General features: G+C 55.5%; 18 protein-coding genes. 8 read left to right on the forward strand and 10 right to left on the reverse strand.

Annotation, left to right across the window (positions count from 1 at the left end):
• The first annotated feature begins 86 nt into the window (after positions 1-86).
• Positions 87-755 (forward strand): HAD family hydrolase, encoded by a 669-nt coding sequence (locus tag E3E37_RS02970; RefSeq protein ID WP_088864556.1) that lies wholly within the window; start codon positions 87-89, stop codon positions 753-755.
• Here the strand turns inward: E3E37_RS02970 and E3E37_RS02975 are convergent.
• From E3E37_RS02975 to E3E37_RS02985, 3 genes are read right to left on the reverse strand one after another with little or no spacing between them, the layout of a single operon-like run.
• Positions 743-1,516 carry an MBL fold metallo-hydrolase gene (locus E3E37_RS02975; protein WP_088864557.1) on the reverse strand — a complete coding sequence of 258 codons (774 nt, stop codon included), beginning with the start codon at positions 1,514-1,516 and terminating at the stop codon, positions 743-745. The two genes, E3E37_RS02970 and E3E37_RS02975, sit on opposite strands and share 13 nt — an antisense overlap.
• Position 1,517: 1 nt before the next feature.
• The gene (locus tag E3E37_RS02980) at positions 1,518-2,312 is read right to left on the reverse strand and encodes a hypothetical protein (RefSeq protein ID WP_088864558.1); all 795 of its coding nucleotides are present in this window, start codon (positions 2,310-2,312) and stop codon (positions 1,518-1,520) included.
• Positions 2,309-2,626, reverse strand: a complete 318-nt coding sequence (locus tag E3E37_RS02985; protein ID WP_088864559.1) for a hypothetical protein — start codon at positions 2,624-2,626, stop codon at positions 2,309-2,311. Before E3E37_RS02985 ends, E3E37_RS02980 begins: the two co-directional genes overlap by 4 nt.
• Positions 2,627-2,838: 212 nt before the next feature.
• Between E3E37_RS02985 and E3E37_RS02990 the strand changes: the two genes are divergently transcribed.
• From E3E37_RS02990 to E3E37_RS03005, 4 genes are read left to right on the forward strand one after another with little or no spacing between them, the layout of a single operon-like run.
• A complete protein-coding gene (locus E3E37_RS02990) occupies positions 2,839-3,852 on the forward strand; it encodes a hypothetical protein (RefSeq protein WP_088864560.1) in 1,014 nt (337 codons plus the stop codon).
• Between the two features lie 5 nt (positions 3,853-3,857).
• Entirely contained in the window at positions 3,858-4,751 is an 894-nt protein-coding gene (locus tag E3E37_RS02995) for a hypothetical protein (protein WP_167714704.1), read from the forward strand.
• A gap of 10 nt (positions 4,752-4,761) precedes the next feature.
• Entirely contained in the window at positions 4,762-5,256 is a 495-nt protein-coding gene (locus E3E37_RS03000) for a hypothetical protein (RefSeq protein ID WP_167714706.1), read from the forward strand.
• Position 5,257: 1 nt separating this feature from the next.
• Entirely contained in the window at positions 5,258-6,244 is a 987-nt protein-coding gene (locus E3E37_RS03005; RefSeq protein ID WP_167714709.1) for an SPFH domain-containing protein, read from the forward strand.
• Positions 6,245-6,303: 59 nt separating this feature from the next.
• Here the strand turns inward: E3E37_RS03005 and E3E37_RS03010 are convergent, their stop codons facing one another.
• The 7 genes from E3E37_RS03010 to E3E37_RS03040 all read right to left on the reverse strand — a co-directional run bounded on the left by E3E37_RS03010 (position 6,304) and on the right by E3E37_RS03040 (position 15,261).
• A complete protein-coding gene (locus tag E3E37_RS03010; protein WP_167714711.1) occupies positions 6,304-7,323 on the reverse strand; it encodes a M42 family metallopeptidase in 1,020 nt (339 codons plus the stop codon).
• A gap of 47 nt (positions 7,324-7,370) precedes the next feature.
• The gene (locus E3E37_RS03015) at positions 7,371-9,434 is read right to left on the reverse strand and encodes a hypothetical protein (protein WP_167714713.1); all 2,064 of its coding nucleotides are present in this window, start codon (positions 9,432-9,434) and stop codon (positions 7,371-7,373) included.
• Positions 9,435-9,473: 39 nt separating this feature from the next.
• On the reverse strand, positions 9,474-12,044 hold the full coding sequence (locus E3E37_RS03020) for a calcium-binding protein (RefSeq protein ID WP_167714715.1): 2,571 nt from the start codon (positions 12,042-12,044) through the stop codon (positions 9,474-9,476).
• The gene (locus E3E37_RS03025; RefSeq protein ID WP_088864568.1) at positions 12,041-12,631 is read right to left on the reverse strand and encodes a hypothetical protein; all 591 of its coding nucleotides are present in this window, start codon (positions 12,629-12,631) and stop codon (positions 12,041-12,043) included. Before E3E37_RS03025 ends, E3E37_RS03020 begins: the two co-directional genes overlap by 4 nt.
• Positions 12,628-13,041, reverse strand: coding sequence for a hypothetical protein (locus E3E37_RS03030; RefSeq protein WP_167714717.1), 414 nt, complete (start codon positions 13,039-13,041; stop codon positions 12,628-12,630). The genes E3E37_RS03025 and E3E37_RS03030 overlap by 4 nt, the downstream gene beginning before the upstream one ends.
• Positions 13,042-13,048: 7 nt before the next feature.
• Positions 13,049-14,218: a hypothetical protein gene (locus tag E3E37_RS03035; RefSeq protein ID WP_167714719.1), complete on the reverse strand. Its 1,170-nt coding sequence runs from the start codon at positions 14,216-14,218 to the stop codon at positions 13,049-13,051.
• A 161-nt stretch (positions 14,219-14,379) separates the two neighbouring features.
• The gene (locus E3E37_RS03040) at positions 14,380-15,261 is read right to left on the reverse strand and encodes an AEC family transporter (RefSeq protein ID WP_167714721.1); all 882 of its coding nucleotides are present in this window, start codon (positions 15,259-15,261) and stop codon (positions 14,380-14,382) included.
• 122 nt (positions 15,262-15,383) lie between these two features.
• Between E3E37_RS03040 and E3E37_RS03045 the strand changes: the two genes are divergently transcribed.
• Genes E3E37_RS03045 through E3E37_RS03055 form a run of 3 tightly spaced genes read left to right on the forward strand, consistent with a single transcriptional unit; the run spans position 15,384 to position 17,755 of the window.
• Complete coding sequence (locus E3E37_RS03045; RefSeq protein WP_014787932.1) at positions 15,384-15,797, forward strand: helix-turn-helix transcriptional regulator; 414 nt, start codon at positions 15,384-15,386, stop codon at positions 15,795-15,797.
• Complete coding sequence (locus tag E3E37_RS03050; protein WP_167714724.1) at positions 15,794-17,095, forward strand: hypothetical protein; 1,302 nt, start codon at positions 15,794-15,796, stop codon at positions 17,093-17,095. Before E3E37_RS03045 ends, E3E37_RS03050 begins: the two co-directional genes overlap by 4 nt.
• Positions 17,096-17,101: 6 nt before the next feature.
• On the forward strand, positions 17,102-17,755 hold the full coding sequence (locus E3E37_RS03055; protein WP_167714726.1) for a DUF4097 family beta strand repeat-containing protein: 654 nt from the start codon (positions 17,102-17,104) through the stop codon (positions 17,753-17,755).
• The last annotated feature ends 4 nt before the right edge of the window (positions 17,756-17,759 follow it).

Raw genomic sequence — 17,759 nt, forward strand, 5'->3', positions numbered from 1 at the left:
CCTTTTAACCCCTTTTTCCTATTCTCACTGCCGATGACGAGGGATCAACCGGCTGATGGGTGATGACCAGTCCAGGAGGCCGAGGCATGCTGAAGGGTCTAATCTTCGATGTTGACGAGACCTTGGTTTACTACGAGGGCTACGATCACAGGGAATGGTACGAGAAGTGGATAATGCCAGCGCTCATGAAGCATGGCATCAAGCTGGATTACGAGACCTACAGAAAGACCGTAACCGGTGAACTTCCGAGGAGCTACATTGAGCGCTTCGGCATAGACCATGTCGAGTTCTGGAAGATCGTGGATAGGGTGAACCTCGAATATCGCAGGTGGATGGCGGATAGGGATAAAATAACCCCGTTTCCAGATGTTGAGGCCTTGGGGGAGCTGAAAAAGATGGATTTGAAGCTCGCCGCGGTGAGCAACGCCTCCCAGGAGTGCACGGAGTTCGTTCTTGAACTGTTCAACCTCAGGGAATACTTCGATGTTGTTTATGGGAAGGACTACTCGAACCTCGACGGTGTCAAGCCCAGCCCGTATCTTGTGAAGAAAGCGCTGAATGCTCTTGGTATTAAGCCCGAGGAAGCGATGATGGTTGGCGACAGCAGTCACGACGTCCTCGCCGGCAAAAGGGCCGGCATGAAGGTCGTCAACATTACCCGTTTCGGAAAAATCGAGGGTGCCGACTACTATGTCAGGGACCTGTGGGAGCTTGAAAAGCTTGTAAAAGAGATTCTGGGGAGTTACTCCCCGTAAAATTCCTTCTCAAAGACGTCTATGCCCACTTCAAGGCCATCGAGCCAGTCGAGGAACCTGTCAACGTTCTCGTCCTGGAATATCGCCCCGTGCTGCGGTGCTATGACCTTCGGCTTCAGCTTCCTGATTGAGCGAACCCATGCCCTCAGCGCCTTGGTTGAGCTCATGTAGCGCCTGTGGAAGCCCTCCATGTACTGTGCATGTTCATCAAAATCCTCGACGAACAGGTACCATTCACCCTCTGGAAAGGCAGCCGCCCCTATGTCCGTGCTGAAGAGTATTCCGCTCTTCTCGTCGTAGAACGAGAAGTTTCCAGGACTGTGGAGGTAGTGGGAAGGAACCGCCTTTATCTTGGAGTTTCCGAGCTGGAACTCTGCTCCTTTGTCGGGTATTCCAATCGTTCTGCCGGCACTCAGAACGGCCATGTGGGGGATGAAGCGGACCCAGAGTTCCGAGATGACGAGCTTTGCGAGGGGGGCGTACTCAAACCAGAGGTTCAATCCAGCCACAACGTCCGGGTCCTGATGGGAGTACATGAGGTACTTTATCTGAGTCGGCGGGATAACCGAGGAAACGTTCCTCAGAACCCTTGAAAACACAAAGAACCCGCCGGGTTCCACGAGGGCCGCCTCGTTTCCATCTATGACCAAGTACTGGTTGGTGAGTATCCCCTTCTCGTCCTCGGCCTCTTCGATGCCGAGCCAGTAAACCTTGTGATTCCCATCATCATAGAGCGGGTAGATGTTCATGTTCCTTATCATCTCAAACACCTCCAACCGGAACCCAGACGTTCACCATGTATGCACCTTCGACCTTGGAAACCAGTTCAAGGGCCTTTCTTGTTTCGGACTCACTGTCTACCTTAACCACCGTAATGCCCTCCGAATCACGGTATTCGACTGCCAGAATCTGGCTTCTCCTTAACAGGAGCTTGAATGACTTTGTACCATCCTGTGTGATGCCGGAGACATAGAGCACCTCATCCTGAAGGTTTCCCCTCAGCTCCATTATGACATCAAGGAGCTTCCCCTGCCCGACTATGTGAAGGCCGCTGTGAACCATCTTAGCCTTGGCCAGAAAATTGGCCACGCTCATTGGGTCTGCGAAATCCACGTCGAGAACCGTTTCGGCCGCTGGTGCGGTGGGCGCGGGAGGGCGCATGCTCTCCGACAGGTCCTTGAGGGCCTTTGCAACACCCTCGGCCAGGAGTTCCAGTGTCTTGCCCAGGAGGAATTCTCCCCTCCCCTTGTATGACAACTCCACCTCAGCGCTGACGTTCTTCTGCCATTCCCTCAACCTGACGACGGCCGTGAGATGGCTCTTCTTTCCGATGCCTTCGTATATGTGGCTGTCGTAATCCTCGTGAAAGGTGAACTTGTAGGTGTCCCTGAACTTGAAGACAAACCTCGGCAACATTATCTCCGCTTCAATGCCCTCCTTGGTGTTCACCCTTACAACGTAGGGCCAGTTCGTGATAAACTGGGCGGGATCGTTCAAAACTTCCTTGATGGTGTCAATACCAGCGTTTATTTCCACGTTGGCCGTTTTTCTCTTCATACTGCACCCCTCAGTGCCTCGACTATTCTCAAATACGCTCCTTCAACCCCATCTCCGGCCCTTACGGGCAGTATAAACAGAACCTCATTTCCGTCCGCAAACACAAGTTCGGTTGGCCGCTCGTGGGCCACGGCACGTACCTCAAAACTGACAATCCTTCCTGCGGAGATTCTGAGATTTCCAACCAGATGGGGAATTGCCTTTTCCCCTTCAATCTTGGCCACATCCGGCCATATTCTATAAAGCGGCTCGAACGGATTCACGGCCCAGGAAATGCTGAACCCTGGGCCATCGGACACAGTTTTGGTATTCATCTCAATCACCCATTGTTGAATATCCAACATGTTGGATACTACAATCAATAGGCACATTTGAGTTTTAAACCTTCGGTTCCAACTTCGAAACCTAAGTCGTTTTAAGAGTTACACATGGAGAGTTTCATCTCAAACACAGGGAAAAAGACTCTGAATTTCGAATGCGTCACTCTTAAATACTAAAAAGACGCCTAAGTATAAGAGTGGTGCCTATGGAAGCCGGTTTTAGATGTGAGCGCTGTGGAGCTCCCCTTGAGGTTTCTCCGGAAACCATCGTTGCGATATGCCCTTACTGTGGTTTTCCAAACCACATAAGTGGCAACCTGAAGACTGAAAACATCCATATCGTCCCAACGATAGACAAAAACGCCATAGCCAAGGCCTTCTGGGATCGCGTTAACCGGGACTTCGACCTGAAGAGGATGAAGGAACAGATTGAGATAGTTGACATCGAAGGCCACTACGCCCCGTACTGGGTGGGCGATGTTCACGTTGAGGGTGATGTCGAGTACATGGTGCGAGAAGAGGAGTGCCACACCGATTCCGAAGGCGAAACCCACTGCCGTACCGTGGAGCGGTACTACCATGACTACGTTGATGAAACCCTCGGCCTAATAGGCCCCGCCAGGAGACAGGTCAAGAGCTTTGGCGTTGACGACATCATCGTCCACTACTCCCGCCACAGGCCGAAGGGGAAGAAGCTCCTTGAGCTGGACGAGGAGGAGTGGGGCAGGATAAAGCTGGAGATACTCAACACCGAGATAGACGAAACCCAGGCCAAGATGATAATGAGGGAGGATGCCATAGACGTCATAAGGAACCGCTATTCGGCCAAGGCGGACAGAATAGAGCGCTTCGACATAACCGCCGACGAACCGAGGAACGTCTCCCTGATTCTCCTCCCGATGTGGACGGTCTACTATAAACACGAGAACTCGATATACCACGCCGTCTTCGCTGGCTGGGACGGAAAGGACGTCGCCGCCACCGAGCCCATGCCAATCTGGAGACGCGCCCAGTATCTGACGGGCGTAGTCCTCGGCGTCCTGATAGGTGCCGCTGGAGCAGCTTACGGCGGTGCCAACGGCTCAGCACTGGTTTCGGTGCTCTCACTGATAATCGGCGCCGGCGCGGGAGGCTACTTCGGCTCGCTGGTTCTGGAGGGACAGAGGACGGAGAGGAGCACGGGGTTCATGGGAAACTTCATGGGAGGACTTAAGAGGTGATTCAGATGGAGGTTCAGTGTCCAACCTGCTCGGCCAGGTTCAAGGTTCCCGACACGGTGAGCGTGGTAACGTGCCCCTACTGCGGAACCACCTTCCACCTGGAGACCGGGGAAGAGGCCGGCGAGCACTTCTTCTTCCCGCCGATGAGAAAAGACGCCGGTGGTGTTCTGCTCAAGTTCCTCTCAAGGCAGTACGGCGCCCCGGCCGACATAACCGGGGCAAAGGTAACCAAGAAGGAACTCCACTGGGTGCCGGTTTACTTCTTCTACCTCCACGGAAAGAGCAGGCGGTGGTCAACGATAGAGGAAGTCCGCTTCGTGGGAATACCAGCTGGTTCACCGTTCCAGGGGCTTCTCAAGGACTACCCCTTCCCCATCAGGGGCAAGCGCTTCTTCGACGAGGCGGTGGTCAAGAAGGGCAGGTACTACGAGCCCAAGATGTCGAGGGAAGAGGCAGAGGCTATGGCGAGGAAGCTTATGGAGAGTGCATTGCTGAGCGAGGCTTCGCAGGAGGACAAATCCCTGGGAGACTTTGAGATAGAGGTGAAGTACCAGGGACTCGTTCACTATCCCCTCTGGGAGGTTCACTACGAGTACGGCGGAGAAGGCTTTGCCGGCTACGTCGACGGCACCGACGGGAGGGTCGTTCAGGCAGAGTACCCGCTCATGAGCGGGGCGAGGAAGAAGGCCAGCCTCCTGGGGGCAGGTGTTCTTGGAGCGGGCCTGGTCTTTGGCATAGCCGCGGCCGGCATTTACGGGAGTGCCTGGGGCCTCATCGGAGGACTTGTCTCAGCCGGCGCCGGAGCCTTCGGCATATTCCGGAAAGGAGCCGTAAAGAGGAGAAAGGTCAGCGAGGTTATGGGGCTCAACAAGGGCAACCTGTATTTCAAGCCTATGTGAGGTGTTGGTTATGGGAAAGGAAACATCGATAGTTGAGAAGCTCGAACTCGTCATACCGGGCTTCCACGGCTACAAGAAGAAGGAACTCATAAGGGAGGACGACAGGCTCGTCCGTGGAAAGGTGGCCGATACCCTTGCCCTGGCCAGGAGGGAGATGGAGCGGGCCCTGCAGCGCTGCGCCATGGTAAGCTGTGCCCAGCTGGTGGCTATAGACAACCTGAGAAAGAAGCTCATGGCCCTGGAGAGCAGGGTGAGGCACGCGGAGGCCGGTTATCGGGGCTACTTTGACAGGGTGAAGTTCAAGGAGGATGAACTCAACAGGCTCCTGGAATACGATGCCAGGATGATAGAGCTGGCCGAGGAGATACTGAACGAGGTTAAGGCCCTGAACGGCCAGATAGCAAATCCACAGGCTCTGGGCATGGCCGTTCTGAACCTCGACGACAAGCTGGTGAACTTTGAGGAAGTCCTTGGCAAGAGGATGAGCTTCGCGGCGGGTGAGTGAGATGGTGCAGGTCATAGAGTGGGTGAACCCCGGTGAGGACGAGATAATCTGGCGCTACCCCAACGAGGTCATCAAGTGGGGCGCCCAGCTGATAGTCCACGAGTACGAGGTAGCGGTCTTCATGCGCGACGGCAAAATCTACGACGTTCTCGGCCCCGGAAGGCACACGCTGACGACGCAGAATCTGCCCCTCCTTTACAGGCTCGTTGGCGGTTCAAACAGCCCGTTTAAGGCGACGGTAATTTTCGTCAGCATGAAGCAGTTCCAGGGGCGCTACGGAGGAGAAACGCAGACGAGGGAGCTTGCCCCAGTCAAGTACTACGGTGTCTACTGGTTCAAGGTCGCTGACCCCGTTCTCTTCATCACCGAGGTTGTCGGTGGCCAGAGCCTCTACGACACTGCTGACGTCACCAAGTTTATTCGCGCCTACTTCAACGAGGGCATGATGAAGCACCTCTCAGCTTATTCAATCGTCGACCTCTTCCAGAACCTCGACATGGTCAGCACTCAAGTGAAGGTCAAGCTCATGGAGGACTTCCGCAGGCTCGGCCTTGAACTGGTCGATGTGAAGATTGAAGGTGTGAACACGACCGACGAGTGGCGCCAGAGGCTCTTCTGGATAATGCAGACTGGCAATGCCCAGGCTGTTATGCAGATGGACACGGCGAAGCAGGTCGCGGCGGAGCTTGGGAAGAGCGAGGGGGCCGCGATAGGCACGGGGATGGTGGTGATGCCCCAGCTCCTTCAGCAGCCGGCTCAACCGGCCCAGCCAGCACAGCCCTACGCCGGTGGGGGCGTTCCGCCTGCAGGATACCAGCAACCGGCACAGCAAGCGGGCCAGGAGATATGTCCCTACTGCGGCAAGCAGATTCCAGCCGGAGCGAGGTTCTGTCCCTACTGCGGGCACGAGATCAAGCGCTGTCCCAACGGGCACATAGTCCCGGAGGGGGCGAAGTTCTGCCCGGTCTGCGGGGCGAAAATAGAGTGAGCTTTTTTCTTTACACTTTTGAGGGCAACGCTCCCCGCTTCAAAAATTAGAAAGGACCTTTAAGCCCCAAACCTCTCCTCAATGTAAGCCCTCATCAGCTCCTTCGTCGCGAGCAGGCCCTTGACGTGCGTCCTCTCCATGCCGTGGCTCGCGTGGACGCCGGGCCCGATTAGGGCAACCCTGAAGTCCCAGCCGGCCCTCAGAGCCGCTGAACCGTCGGAGCCGTAGTAGGGGAAGACATCAACGACGTGCGGTATGCTCCTCTCCTCGGCCACCTCGATGAGCTTCGTCGTCATCTCGTAGTCGTATGGGCCGCTGGAGTCCTTGGCCGCTATGGAAACGGCCGTCTCCTTTCCGGCCACCCCTTCGCCAACCACGCCCATGTCAACGACAAGGAGCTCCTCGGTGGTGGGTGGATAGCCAGCTGAACCGCCGTGTCCGACCTCCTCGTAGGGCGAGAAGAAGAAGGCCACCGGGAGCTTTTCGAGGGTTTCGGCTCCAAGGTCAAGCATGAGGTCTATCATCACAGCCACGCTCGCCTTATCATCCAAAAAGTGGGCCTTGACGAAGCCATTGACGTACTCGAACTTCGGGTCAAAGGCTATGAAGTCGCCCGGCTTAATGCCAAGCTTCTCTGTATCTTCCTTCTTCTCGACGAGCTCGTCTAGCCTTATGTACATGTTCTCCTCCTTGCGCTCCTTCTTTCCGGCTTCCCTGTTCACGTGGACGCTGGGGTTCTTGAGAAGGAGCGTTCCACGGTACTTCTTCCCGGAGCGGGTGACTATCGTGCAGTACTCACCCTCGAAGGCTGGCAAAAGCAGTCCGCCGACGCGGGTGAAGCTTAGATGCCCGTCGGGCAGGATTCCCTTCACCATCGCGCCGAGGGTATCAACGTGGCCCGCCACGACGAGCTTCGGCTCTGGATGGTTGCCCGCTATCAGGGCGCCCTTGTTGGTGTAGTACGTTCTGATTCCTGCCTCGTTGAGCTTTCTCTCTATGTGAGCCAGGACTTCCTTCGTATAGCCCGTTGGGGAGGGTATCTCAAGGATCTCCTTCAGAATCTCGACCGCTCGCTCCATTTAGACCACCGTCTAAAAGAGGGAAAAGGACGTTAAAAAGGAAACGCTCAGTCGAGCCTTCCGTTGTTCGGGCCTATGAGGGCGTAGTAAGTATTACCAGCCCAGAGGTAGAAGTAGTTGTCGTACCGATTGATGTGGCAGTAGCAGTAGTCCTCACCGTAAACAGCCTCGGCCGTGAAGGGTACCTCGAAAGCCTGGTCGAGGACAAGCTCCGGCTCGTCCCAGAAGATAGTAGCGTTGTATATCCTCAGCTCACCCGGCAGGGCAACGACCAGCTGGAATACGTAGGTGTTGTACATCAGGGAGAATGCCTGGACGTTACCGTCAACGCCGACCCCTCCGTGGATGTCTATGTAGGGGACAAGCTCGTCGTTGTCATCATACCTGGACCCGAGGTCGAGCCAGTAGAACTTCCCGTCGCGGAGAAGGGTCACGATGTCCTCGTGGTAGTTGTAGCTAACCTCGCCGGGCAGGTTTTCGGAGAGTGTGTAGAGATGCCACTGGCCGTAGCCGTATCCCCCGCTGGTGTCGAGGTAGTAGAAACCGTCCCCGGCCCGTATTATCAGGCCGTCCCCGTAGGAGTCCCTGAACACGCCGGTAATTTTCCCGGGCAGTGTGAAAGTCCTCGGTTGGACAGGGTTTAGCCCCTTCTCGTCCGCGTAGTAGAGGTCATCGCTGGAGTATGTGAAGACGTACAGCTTATCACCCTTCCAGGCCACGTAGCTGTAGTCACCGCTCGCTATGTCGGTAACGCCGTCAGCGGCGATGTCCCAGGAGACCCAGCTGGTGTAGCGCAGTACCCACAGGCTGGCGTCTCCCTCTTCTTCATCTTCGATCTCGTAGTCGTAGGCCAGGTAGAGTTTTCCATCTGGGGACGCAAAGAAGACCTCATTCGCGTAAATGCCCATCGCAACGTCCTTAACCTCCGCCGGAAGAACGTAGGCCTCGCCGTAGTACGACCGGGTAACGTCTTCCCCATCGGCGTACCTGTTCTTCAGGCCCTCCCCATCAACGCGGTAGAGGACGTTACCGACTGCAAAGTATCCCCACGAGAGGTCGGAGACTTCGTAGGTGGTCTTTCCGATGAACCAGGGTTCAACGTTCCTGAAAGTTGGCTCTCCGTTGACCTCGACGGCCACACCCCTGAGCCCGCCAAAATCAACCGTCTTTACCGTGAAAGCACTGAAAAGGTCTCCACCCTGTGGAGCCTGGATCTCGGTGGGAGTTTCGGTCTCAGTGCTCGTTGTGGTTTCCACTGATGTTTCACTCCCTGAGTGCTCCACGCTCACCTTTATCCAGTCCATCTTGGTGTAGTGGCCTGTATACCAGCCGTAGGAATGGATGAAAAGCCTCACGTACTTCGAGCTGTAAGATGCCGCCCTGACGCTCCCCACTTCCTTCCCGTTGAGGTAGTAGGTCACCCTTCCGTTTTCCGTGTTGTAAACTATCCTCTCGGTGAACCACTCGTCCCACACCGGTTCGGTCGTGACGTAGTTCCCGGAGTCTCTCCAGTCCGGCCCGGTAAGTGCGAAACCGTCCTTTACGGGGACGTAGTTCTCCTGGGGCTCGTAGTAGTGGTAGTAGTGAATCCCGAAGAGGAACGAACCGAACCAGCTTGTCCAGTGTCCGGAAATTTCTGAGGGGGGCGTTATCCCTGAGTAGTTGGTCTGATAGACCATCAGTTCCCCCTGGAAGTACTCGTTACCGTAGTGGACAAGGGCCTTTCTCTCAATAACGACGATGTCGCCCCGGTTTACTTCTATTGGCCTTGAGGCGAGATAGGGCCCCCTGTCGGTTTCCTCAACCGGTATTACCAGAACGCCGTCTTCGATTCTCACCTTGTCGTAAGCCGGCCTGTTCGTTTCCCACTCCCCAACAAACCATCTAGCCGTGTCAAGGTCGGTGAAGTCATCGAAGAAAGCCCCTTCAGGGCTCGTACCTGTGGTTGTTTCCGTCATTGAGCCGCTCTCAGTGTTTGCAGTACTTTCCGACCGTTCGGTCAGGCTTTCGCTCATTGTGGGGCTTTGGGTTTTTTCTGAGGGATTGGATCCTCCCATGCATCCGCTTATCAGCACAACCAGCACGAGCGCAAGTACGAGGAGTTTTTTCATATCAACACCCCCTCATCGGATAGTAAAAGAAAAGAAAGTTCAATCAAACTCGTAGCCATAACCCTGAACCGTGAATGTGTAGGGCACGCAGTAGAACTCGTTGCAGACCTTGACGGTAACGCGATACGTTGTTTCGTGCCTCCTTGCCTCAAGCTCCTTGGCGTCCGCGTACTCAATGGCCTTTTCGGTGACGTAGTCAAAGGTGGCATCGACGATCTTCTCCTTCACCCAGTCCAGGATTCCCTTCTTGAAGGCCTCACGGTCGAATCTGGCCGACTCCGGGGTCTCGATCCCCTCGGGCTTTTCCGTCTCCTCCTCCGGTATGAAGACCTCAACGCCGCCGACTATCGTCTTCACTCCCTTAGCCGTCGCCACCATGCCATAGATTATCTTCGAGCCCAGGCTCTTCGCCTCGACGGTCTTGGCCACCAGAAGGCCTATATCCTTGCCCGTTTTCAGCACCTCGACGCTGTCCTCGTACTTTGTGTAGATTGTCCCAACGTCCGACTGGCTCGCAACGGTGTAGCGGTGGGGGATTATCCGGGCGTAGAAGAACTTCAGCGGCCGGGTTGAGCCGAAGTCGATGACCCTCTTTGGTTCTCCGTTCACAAGCGCGCCCGGGACGATTATCGTGACGTTCTTACAGTGGCGGCACTCGAAGTACAACCTACCGACGTCGAGGGTGTTGAGCCAGGTGTAGTTCACGAGGCGAACCTCGGGCTTTGCGCGGTATTTCAGCTCGATGTTGAAGGAGTAGGTGAAACTGCTGTCGTCTTCGTAATCTATCTCGACCCGGAAGCTGAAGAAGTCGAAGCCCAGCCCGGTGAAGTTCCTCAGCTCCATGCGGTAGGAGCCGTCCCCTTCATCCACAAGCCTCTTCTCGTCGTCTCCGTAGATGAAAATTGTCCTTACCCCAATCTCGCGCTCGGAGCCGTTGGCGTAGACGAGCACGCGTGGCGATGCCTTTACCGTGAACACGGCCTCATCGTCGTCAAGCACGATGGTGGTAAAGGTGTCAGGCTCGACCCGTTTTTCGTTTACGTAGAACTCAACGCTCTTCTTCACGCGGACGCGTGGGACTTCCTCGATCTCCGGCTGAACCTCTTCGTAGCTCGGCTTCTCCACGGCCGGCGGTGCCTCCGGGTGGCTTATTTCATCGGTCGGATCGGTTCCTGCCTTGACCTCCTCGAAGTCCGTGAAGCCGTCCCCGTCTGTATCGGGATTGAGGGGATCAGTCCAGATTGAGACCTCGTCGAAGTCCTTCAGCCCGTCACCGTCGGTATCTGGGTTCTTGGGGTCAGTTTTGAGCTCGATTTCTCTGCCATCGCTCAGCCCATCCCAGTCGCAGTCCTCGAAGTAGGCGCAGGCGTCCTGCTCTATCACTCCATCATCGTCTATGTCCAGGTTGAGGGGAACTGCATCCTCGGAGTCGATTATACCATCTCCGTCGGTGTCCGGGTTTGTTGGGTCGAGGTGGATCGTCCTCGTGAAGGTGAAGTTCCGGAACGTGATGTAGGTCACCTCAAAGGACTCCTCGGAATCGCTCAGACCGTCGCCGTCCGTGTCCGGGTTCAGCGGGGAAGTCGCTATCCCGTAGAACTCCCACTGGCCGTCCTTGGTCTGGACGATGTATTTTTCCACGGTTTCCCTGTCGTAGCCGCCCCACTCACACCTCCCGATGACGGTCTCGTAGGAAGAGCCCCCAGAGGGGCCATCGCCCACAAGCACCTCAAGGTACCAGGAGTAGTAGCCCTTCCTGCCCGATTTCTCGTAGAACTCCTCGGCCTTCATCTCCTCGGGCAGTTTGGCCGAAACGATGATGCTCGGCCTGAGCTCGTCGAGGTCGCTGATTCCGTCGCCGTCCGTGTCCGCGCTGAGGGGGTCCGTTCCATACGCCACCTCCCAGCTGTCCAAGAGGCCATCGCCGTCGGTATCGGGGTCGAGGACGTTCGTCCCAGCTTCAAGCTCCTCGGGGTCAGTTAAACCATCGCCGTCGCAGTCGGCATTGAGGAAGCAGAAATACCCCTTAAACACGGCCCTGTCGATGTATATCTCTCCGGGACTGACGGTCGGGTGGTACTTACCGTCGTCCGGGTAGATCTCAAGCCCGTCGATTATCCCGTCGTTGTCCCAGTCGGGGTACAGGTAGTAGGGCCTGTCCCACTCGTGGTTGCCCTTCGCCAGCTCGAACTCGAAGTCGTCCCTTATCCCATCCCCGTCGGTGTCGGGACTCGTCGGGTCCAACGGTGGAACTGGTTGGTTGCTCCAGAAGCTTCCGTAGGCCTCATCCTCATCGTCAAGCCCGTCCCCGTCGGTATCTGGATTGTTGGGGTCTGTCCCAAATGCGATTTCATCACCATCGTTAAGTCCTTCCCAGTCGGAGTCTACCATGAGAGGGTCGCTCCCCAGCCTGACCTCAAGACCGTCCGAGAGCCCGTCTCCGTCCGTGTCGGGCAGGGCTGGGTTTGTCCCGAGTTTTAGCTCCTCCTGGTCGGTCAGACCGTCCCCGTCGCTGTCGAGTGGGGGATTAGCGTTTGCGGCGGAGTTTACCCGGACGAGGGGCAGGACCACGAGCAGGAGCACTAATAAGGTTAGCAGGGGCTTTTTCATCCCTCTCCCTCCGTCCAAACTATCTTACACGACTCGCCGCTGAGGAAGGTCACGTACTGCCTCTGGAGCGACTTTTCGGTGCCGTCTTTGACGAGAACGGCCGAGTAGCCGTACCTGCAGGCCACCATGTTCACGCTGACGACGAGACAGGTGATGTTCTCCACTTTGAGCTCCTTGAAGTCAACAGCCCGGTAGAGAGCATTATGGAGCTCTACGAGGGAGTCAGCATCGACCACGTCGAGGTCAAAGAACTCCTTCACGTCTTTTTCCTCCTTAACGGCGCGGTAGTAGGAAGCTATGACTTCAGGGGCATCCTTAAGGCACTCGAAGGTTTTCTCCGGGACGAAGGAGGCGTTCACAGCTATCGTGGTGTTGAGAATCTCGCCACTTATGACATCTTCCGCCCCGGATGGGGTGCTGGTAGGCTCCTCGGTCCCCGGGGAAACTGTACCACTTTCACTCTCTGGAGTTTCGGTTTCACCGGGGGTTTTGCTTGGATTGGTTCCCGTATCGGTTCCGCCGTTTCCAACGCATCCCGCCGTTGTTACTATTGCCACCAGCAGTAGAATTAGAAGAACCCTCTTCACAGTATTTCTCCCTCCTTGCTGACTAGCTTCTCGTAATCCGCCATTGTGAAGCGGATCTGGACCTTGTCATTCAGTCCGAAGCTCTTGTTTTTTGTTGTATCGTCCTCATAGCTGAACCAGCCCTCGTCTTCCTCCTCTTCCTCGTCGTACACAACGGGCTCCGAATACTCAACGAAGACCTTGTCAAGGTAGGACTTCCTGAAAAGCCCCACCTCAACCTTATCAATCCATACCCTGTTAATCGGGTACCAGTATGTCTCGTTTCCTATCTCAATGCCAATCTCCGGCCTGTAAAACTTTATTCTGTCCCACTTCTCCGCCAGCTCCTTTGCCCTCAGTTCAAACTTTTTGTGCCGCAACTGCTTGGATACGTTCGAAGCAGCCTTTTTCAGAGAGCTAAAAAACCCCATTCCGCCTTCACCCCCAGATGAGCTCTTGGGTCCCCTCAAATCCCTCCAGGGGGCCCACCATGTAGGTGAATCCTCCGTCCCATGCAACCCCTATCTCCAGAACCCCGTTTTCCACCGTTGCCACCTTCACATCCTTCGCCGGTTCTGGGAGTTTTATTGTCCCGTGGAGCCTGTACTCGCCTTCTTCTTCGAGTTTGTAGAGGTAGAGCGTATCTCCGTAGAGGAGGGCGAGATAGAGGCCGCTCACGGATGCCCCGTCTGGTTTGGTATCAACTTCGAGGAGGGCGCTGTGGGCAAACCCACCGGACTCCGGGTCGTAGAAGACACCCATAATCCCACCCGTATCCTCAGAGTACACCACGATAGCGCCTGATTCATCGTTGTCGTTTGAGATTATGTCCCAGCTTTCATCTCCGAGTCCGGAGTCGTGGACGCTGAAGTCCTCGTCCACATAGTAGAGGCCGCAGGATGTCGCCATGTAGAAGCCGGAGGGCATATCATCCACGAGGGCATGGTGGAGGTAGAAAATCGGGCAGTCGAAGGTATATGCCTCCTGAAGCGCTTCCCCCTCATTTGAAAACCTTGTCACTTCAATTCCATCCAGCGATGCGGTGACAACGATAATCTCCCCATCCTTCATTGTCAGAGCGTAAGATATTACCCCCTTCTTCTCCCTGTAACCCTTCGCCTCGGAGTTGTAGAGGCGCAGTACCCCGTTTTCCAGGCCAAGATAGCTCTTCTCGTTGAGTACCATGAAGTCAAAGAGGTCTCCAACGACCCTCATCGATCTGTGTTCCACCTCTCCATCTTCAATCGAGAAATAGTGCACCCCGTCGTCCACCTGAAAAACCACACTGTTGGCCCAGACGTCAGACATCGTCGCCTCCCAGACTGGATTGACCTTTGCAAACTTTGCTGGCTCGTCAATAAGAAGAACGTAAACATCCACGCCATCCTTGGATAGACGCCCCTCATTCAAGGAGTATCCGATATCGCCGCCGGAGGTTTCAAACTCAAAGTAGCTCCAGTCCTCCTGCTGGTTTCCTTCCACTGGGCTTTGAGTGTGCTCTGATTGCTGCTCCGATTTTTCGGGGCTGTTAGTGCTACCTGAACCGCCGATGCACCCAGCCATAAAAACTACAAGAATAAGAGCAATGGCAAGGAGGTACCTCCTCAACTTACCACCTCCGGGTACTTGAGCATCATCTCTGAACTTTTGTGCTTATTACTCTTTCTTTAGGTCAGTCTAATTATGTTAAGTTCAAACTTGAAGCCAGAAAATGCCGAAGATTTTTCTGCATATCAATTTCAAATGTACAATCGAAAAGCTGCAGATGGTTATTTTAACAAGATGCTTAGAGTAACAAACAGTCCTATCACCATCAGGGTCAGCACGAAGGTGACGCTTATCGCCTCCTCGGCCTTGAGCCTGTACTGAGCCAAAATCGCGTTGGCCGCTATCGCCGGCGGCATCGACGCTTCAACGAGAACGGAGTAGAAAACGTCTGGCGCCGCCCATCGGAGGGTGAGAAAGACGAAGGTGAAGGGAACAGCTATTCTGAAAGCACCCACTTCAGCAAGCTTGCGCCAGTCGAAGCTCCTCAGCGTTATCCGGGAGCCGAAGTATATGATAAGCAGGGGGATGCTGAGCCATCCGATGGTTTTTATCGGGTCGAGAACAGAGGCCGGGAGGTGGATACCCCCGACGACCAGGGCCAGGGCGAGGAGATTCGCCACCGTCGGTGGGAACTTCAGGGCCTTCAGAAAGCTCTCCCTGACGCTCGCTCCGCCGCTGGAATAGTGGGCCGCTATGAAGGTGACGATCGGGATGACTATCATGGAGTTGGTTGTCGAGTAGAGTATCGCGGGCGTTATGTCGTCGAGGAATAAACTCGCTATCGGGAAGCCGAGGGCGGCGGTGTTGGGGTAAACCGAGAGAACCATGAGCGCGCCGGCCCAGGGGTCCCCCTTGAGAACGAATCTGCCGTAGAGGTACGAGGTGGAGAGGCTTATCGCGATTATCAGGAAGACGTAGAGAAAGACCGTCTTTATGCTCAGGAGGTAGTTCAGGTCCTTGCTCGCCACGTTCCCGAAGATGAACAGGGCGAGGAGAACGTCATTCACCAGAATACGTAGGTAGTCAAAGGGCTTCTCCGATTTAATCAGTCTCTTGAGGACGTAGCCGACCGCTATAAGGGCGAGCATCTCGGCGATGTTCATGGGTGAGACTGGGGTTTAAGCGTTAAAACGTTTTTGGCATTCAAACCGATAAACTTTTATATACCCAGCGCGCTAGTTAAGTACAGAAAAGTGTACTACAAAAGTCTGTACCTGGTGGTACCATGGAGAACGATCTGAAGGTTCAGCTCGAAGAGCTGAAGAAAAGGCTGGAGGTGCTGGAGGAAAGCATTGACCCTGTTGATGAGGTCATGCTCTCGATAAAGGCCCGCCTCAGGAGGAAGCTTGAAGGCGGAAGTTTGCCCGAGATAGACGAGGAGAAGGCCGCGAAGACTCTCAAGGCCCTGGCCAACCCCGACAGGATAAGGATACTCAAAATGCTCTCCGAAAGGCCGATGGGCTTCAAGGAGATAAAGGAAGCCCTCGGTGTGGAGAGTCCAACTGTTTCACACCACCTGAAGCTCCTGGTGAAAACCCGCATGGTGAAGAAAGGTGAGAGGTATGAAATCTCGCCGGACGGACGTTTGTTTTTGCGTTTGCTCGAGATAATAACTGCCCTTGAGGAGGTGGAAGAATGAGTTTTAGCTGGAAATACTGGGCTGCCCCACACGAAGGCCCGAGGTTCAGGATAGCGGAGTATCTGAAGGCCCTTACGGCGATACTGCTCATCGTGTGGCTTTTCAAAGGGCCTTTGCGTCTGGAGGCCTATAACGACCAGCTGGTCTACGCGATAGTGGCGCTTATCTTTGCCTTCGAACTTCTCGCGGTGGGCAAGTGGTTCGGGGTAACGGTGAGCGGAATAGTCTTTGCCCTCGCGAAAGGCTTCTTCTGGACGAGCGTCTTTCTGTTCTTCGGCCAGTGGCTCGGGATGAGCGAGGCTCTTCACAGTTATGCTGGTACTGCCTTTGCCTATGCGGTGGTTTTGGCAATAGCCGGTCTGCTTCTCTCCAAGTTCGACGAGAAAAGGCTCGATTTGAAGGTCGAGAGCAAGGCCTACGAGTTCGAAGGCGCCGATTTCGGCGAGGTGAAGCTCAGGGGAACCGGCAAGGCCTATCCCATGAAGTTCGGACGGAAGAGAATAGGCTGGGTGATAGATGGGAGTGTTGAGGTGGAAGCCGAGACGCCGCTCGGAAGGGTAACGAAGAGGCTCCTCAGCCCGGTCATCGTGTGGACCGAGGAAAAGATAGTCGGACGAAAAACAGCCGCTGATTCGGGTTTCGTTTCGAGGGTAAACGAGATGATAAACCCCGACCGGCTCTACCGGAAGGGCAGAAAGGACAGCGTGGTTGACCTGGGCTTCATCAAGGTCTACGAGGGGGAGGGCTTCGAGTACGTAAAGCTGCCCTTCATCGAAGTGGTAGAGACGCCGAGCGGCGAAGAGGTCAGGATAGGCCCGATGAGGTTCCGCGAGGGCAACCCGGAGATGCCTCCCGGCGATATGCTGACCATCAAGGAGCTCCGCAATGGCTTCCAGCTCACAAAAGTTGGCGACAGGCTCAGGATTCAGACCGACGAGTACTCCATCGAGGTGGACGGGGAAAGGGTCACTTACCGGAGCGGAAGCGAGAGCCTCAGCCTCGGTGAGACGATCTCCCTGCGCTCCGGCGACGTTTCGGTCACCGTAGGCAGGGGGAGGGCAAAGATACGCATCGAGGACGTCGTCATCTCTGCCAAGGAAGGGAAGGTCCGCATAAGGGCCGGCGGGAAGACGTACACCGTCGAGAACCCTGAGGCCTACCGTCTGGTGATGGAGAAGGCCAAGGAGATAGTCGAGGAGCAGAGCGCGGAGCTGATAGAGGGACTCGGCATAGACAGAACCCTGCTCAACAGGCGCGTGAAGGAACTCTTGGATGAGCTGATGGGGTTCTTGGGGTGATCTGCGATGATGTTCGAGGACGTCTGGGAAGTCGAGATAAAGGCCACGAATGGCCGGATTGAGATTGAGGGCTGGGAGAACGACCACGTGGAAGTGAACTACGTTCCGCACGGTGAGGTTACGGTTAACGTTGAGCAGAGGGGGAGCAGGCTCATCATCAGGGAGGAGCCAAAGAGGAAGTTCCTGAACCTGCTCGGGGAAAAGGGCTGGGCCGAGATAAGCGTTAAAGTTCCGCGGGAGGTCCTGGTAAACGCGAAGAACGTGAACGGCGAGCTTAAGGCCAGGGGCGTGCGCTTTGAGGAGGTAACAACGGTGAACGGCGAGATAACTCTGGAGGACTGTGAGGCCGAGAAGCTTAGCACGGTTAACGGGGAGATAAGGGCCCATCTAACGGTTGCCGGCCCCCTTAAGGCCTCCACCGTGAACGGGGAAATCGAGCTTACCATCGAAGAGCTTGAGGGGGACGTCGAGGTAAGCTGCGTCAACGGAGACATCGTGCTTCGCCTGACCGAGTTCTGTGATGCCAGGATACTCAGCAAGAGCGTAAACGGTGGTGTTGAGCTGGTCGACATAGACTCCGATGACCCGGTCATTGGGACGGGCGAGTTCGAGGTGAAGATAAGTACGGTGAACGGTGGGGTCAGGGTCGAACTTATTTAATCAT

The sequence above is a fragment of the Thermococcus sp. ES12 genome (genome assembly GCF_012027515.1).
Classification (GTDB): Archaea; Methanobacteriota_B; Thermococci; order Thermococcales; family Thermococcaceae; genus Thermococcus; species Thermococcus barossii.

Excerpts from the sequence above, each read along its gene's own strand:
- E3E37_RS03010 (WP_167714711.1), bottom strand. The coding sequence starts at position 7,323 with ATGGAGCGAGCGGTCGAGATTCTGAAGGAGATCCTTGAGATACCCTCC.
- E3E37_RS02985 (WP_088864559.1), bottom strand. The coding sequence starts at position 2,626 with ATGAATACCAAAACTGTGTCCGATGGCCCAGGGTTCAGCATTTCCTGG.
- E3E37_RS03045 (WP_014787932.1), top strand. The coding sequence starts at position 15,384 with ATGGAGAACGATCTGAAGGTTCAGCTCGAAGAGCTGAAGAAAAGGCTG.
- E3E37_RS03005 (WP_167714709.1), top strand. The coding sequence starts at position 5,258 with ATGGTGCAGGTCATAGAGTGGGTGAACCCCGGTGAGGACGAGATAATC.
- E3E37_RS03040 (WP_167714721.1), bottom strand. The coding sequence starts at position 15,261 with ATGAACATCGCCGAGATGCTCGCCCTTATAGCGGTCGGCTACGTCCTC.
- E3E37_RS02995 (WP_167714704.1), top strand. The coding sequence starts at position 3,858 with ATGGAGGTTCAGTGTCCAACCTGCTCGGCCAGGTTCAAGGTTCCCGAC.
- E3E37_RS03050 (WP_167714724.1), top strand. The coding sequence starts at position 15,794 with ATGAGTTTTAGCTGGAAATACTGGGCTGCCCCACACGAAGGCCCGAGG.
- E3E37_RS02980 (WP_088864558.1), bottom strand. The coding sequence starts at position 2,312 with ATGAAGAGAAAAACGGCCAACGTGGAAATAAACGCTGGTATTGACACC.
- E3E37_RS03000 (WP_167714706.1), top strand. The coding sequence starts at position 4,762 with ATGGGAAAGGAAACATCGATAGTTGAGAAGCTCGAACTCGTCATACCG.
- E3E37_RS02990 (WP_088864560.1), top strand. The coding sequence starts at position 2,839 with ATGGAAGCCGGTTTTAGATGTGAGCGCTGTGGAGCTCCCCTTGAGGTT.
- E3E37_RS03020 (WP_167714715.1), bottom strand. The coding sequence starts at position 12,044 with ATGAAAAAGCCCCTGCTAACCTTATTAGTGCTCCTGCTCGTGGTCCTG.
- E3E37_RS02975 (WP_088864557.1), bottom strand. The coding sequence starts at position 1,516 with ATGATAAGGAACATGAACATCTACCCGCTCTATGATGATGGGAATCAC.
- E3E37_RS02970 (WP_088864556.1), top strand. The coding sequence starts at position 87 with ATGCTGAAGGGTCTAATCTTCGATGTTGACGAGACCTTGGTTTACTAC.
- E3E37_RS03030 (WP_167714717.1), bottom strand. The coding sequence starts at position 13,041 with ATGGGGTTTTTTAGCTCTCTGAAAAAGGCTGCTTCGAACGTATCCAAG.
- E3E37_RS03055 (WP_167714726.1), top strand. The coding sequence starts at position 17,102 with ATGATGTTCGAGGACGTCTGGGAAGTCGAGATAAAGGCCACGAATGGC.
- E3E37_RS03015 (WP_167714713.1), bottom strand. The coding sequence starts at position 9,434 with ATGAAAAAACTCCTCGTACTTGCGCTCGTGCTGGTTGTGCTGATAAGC.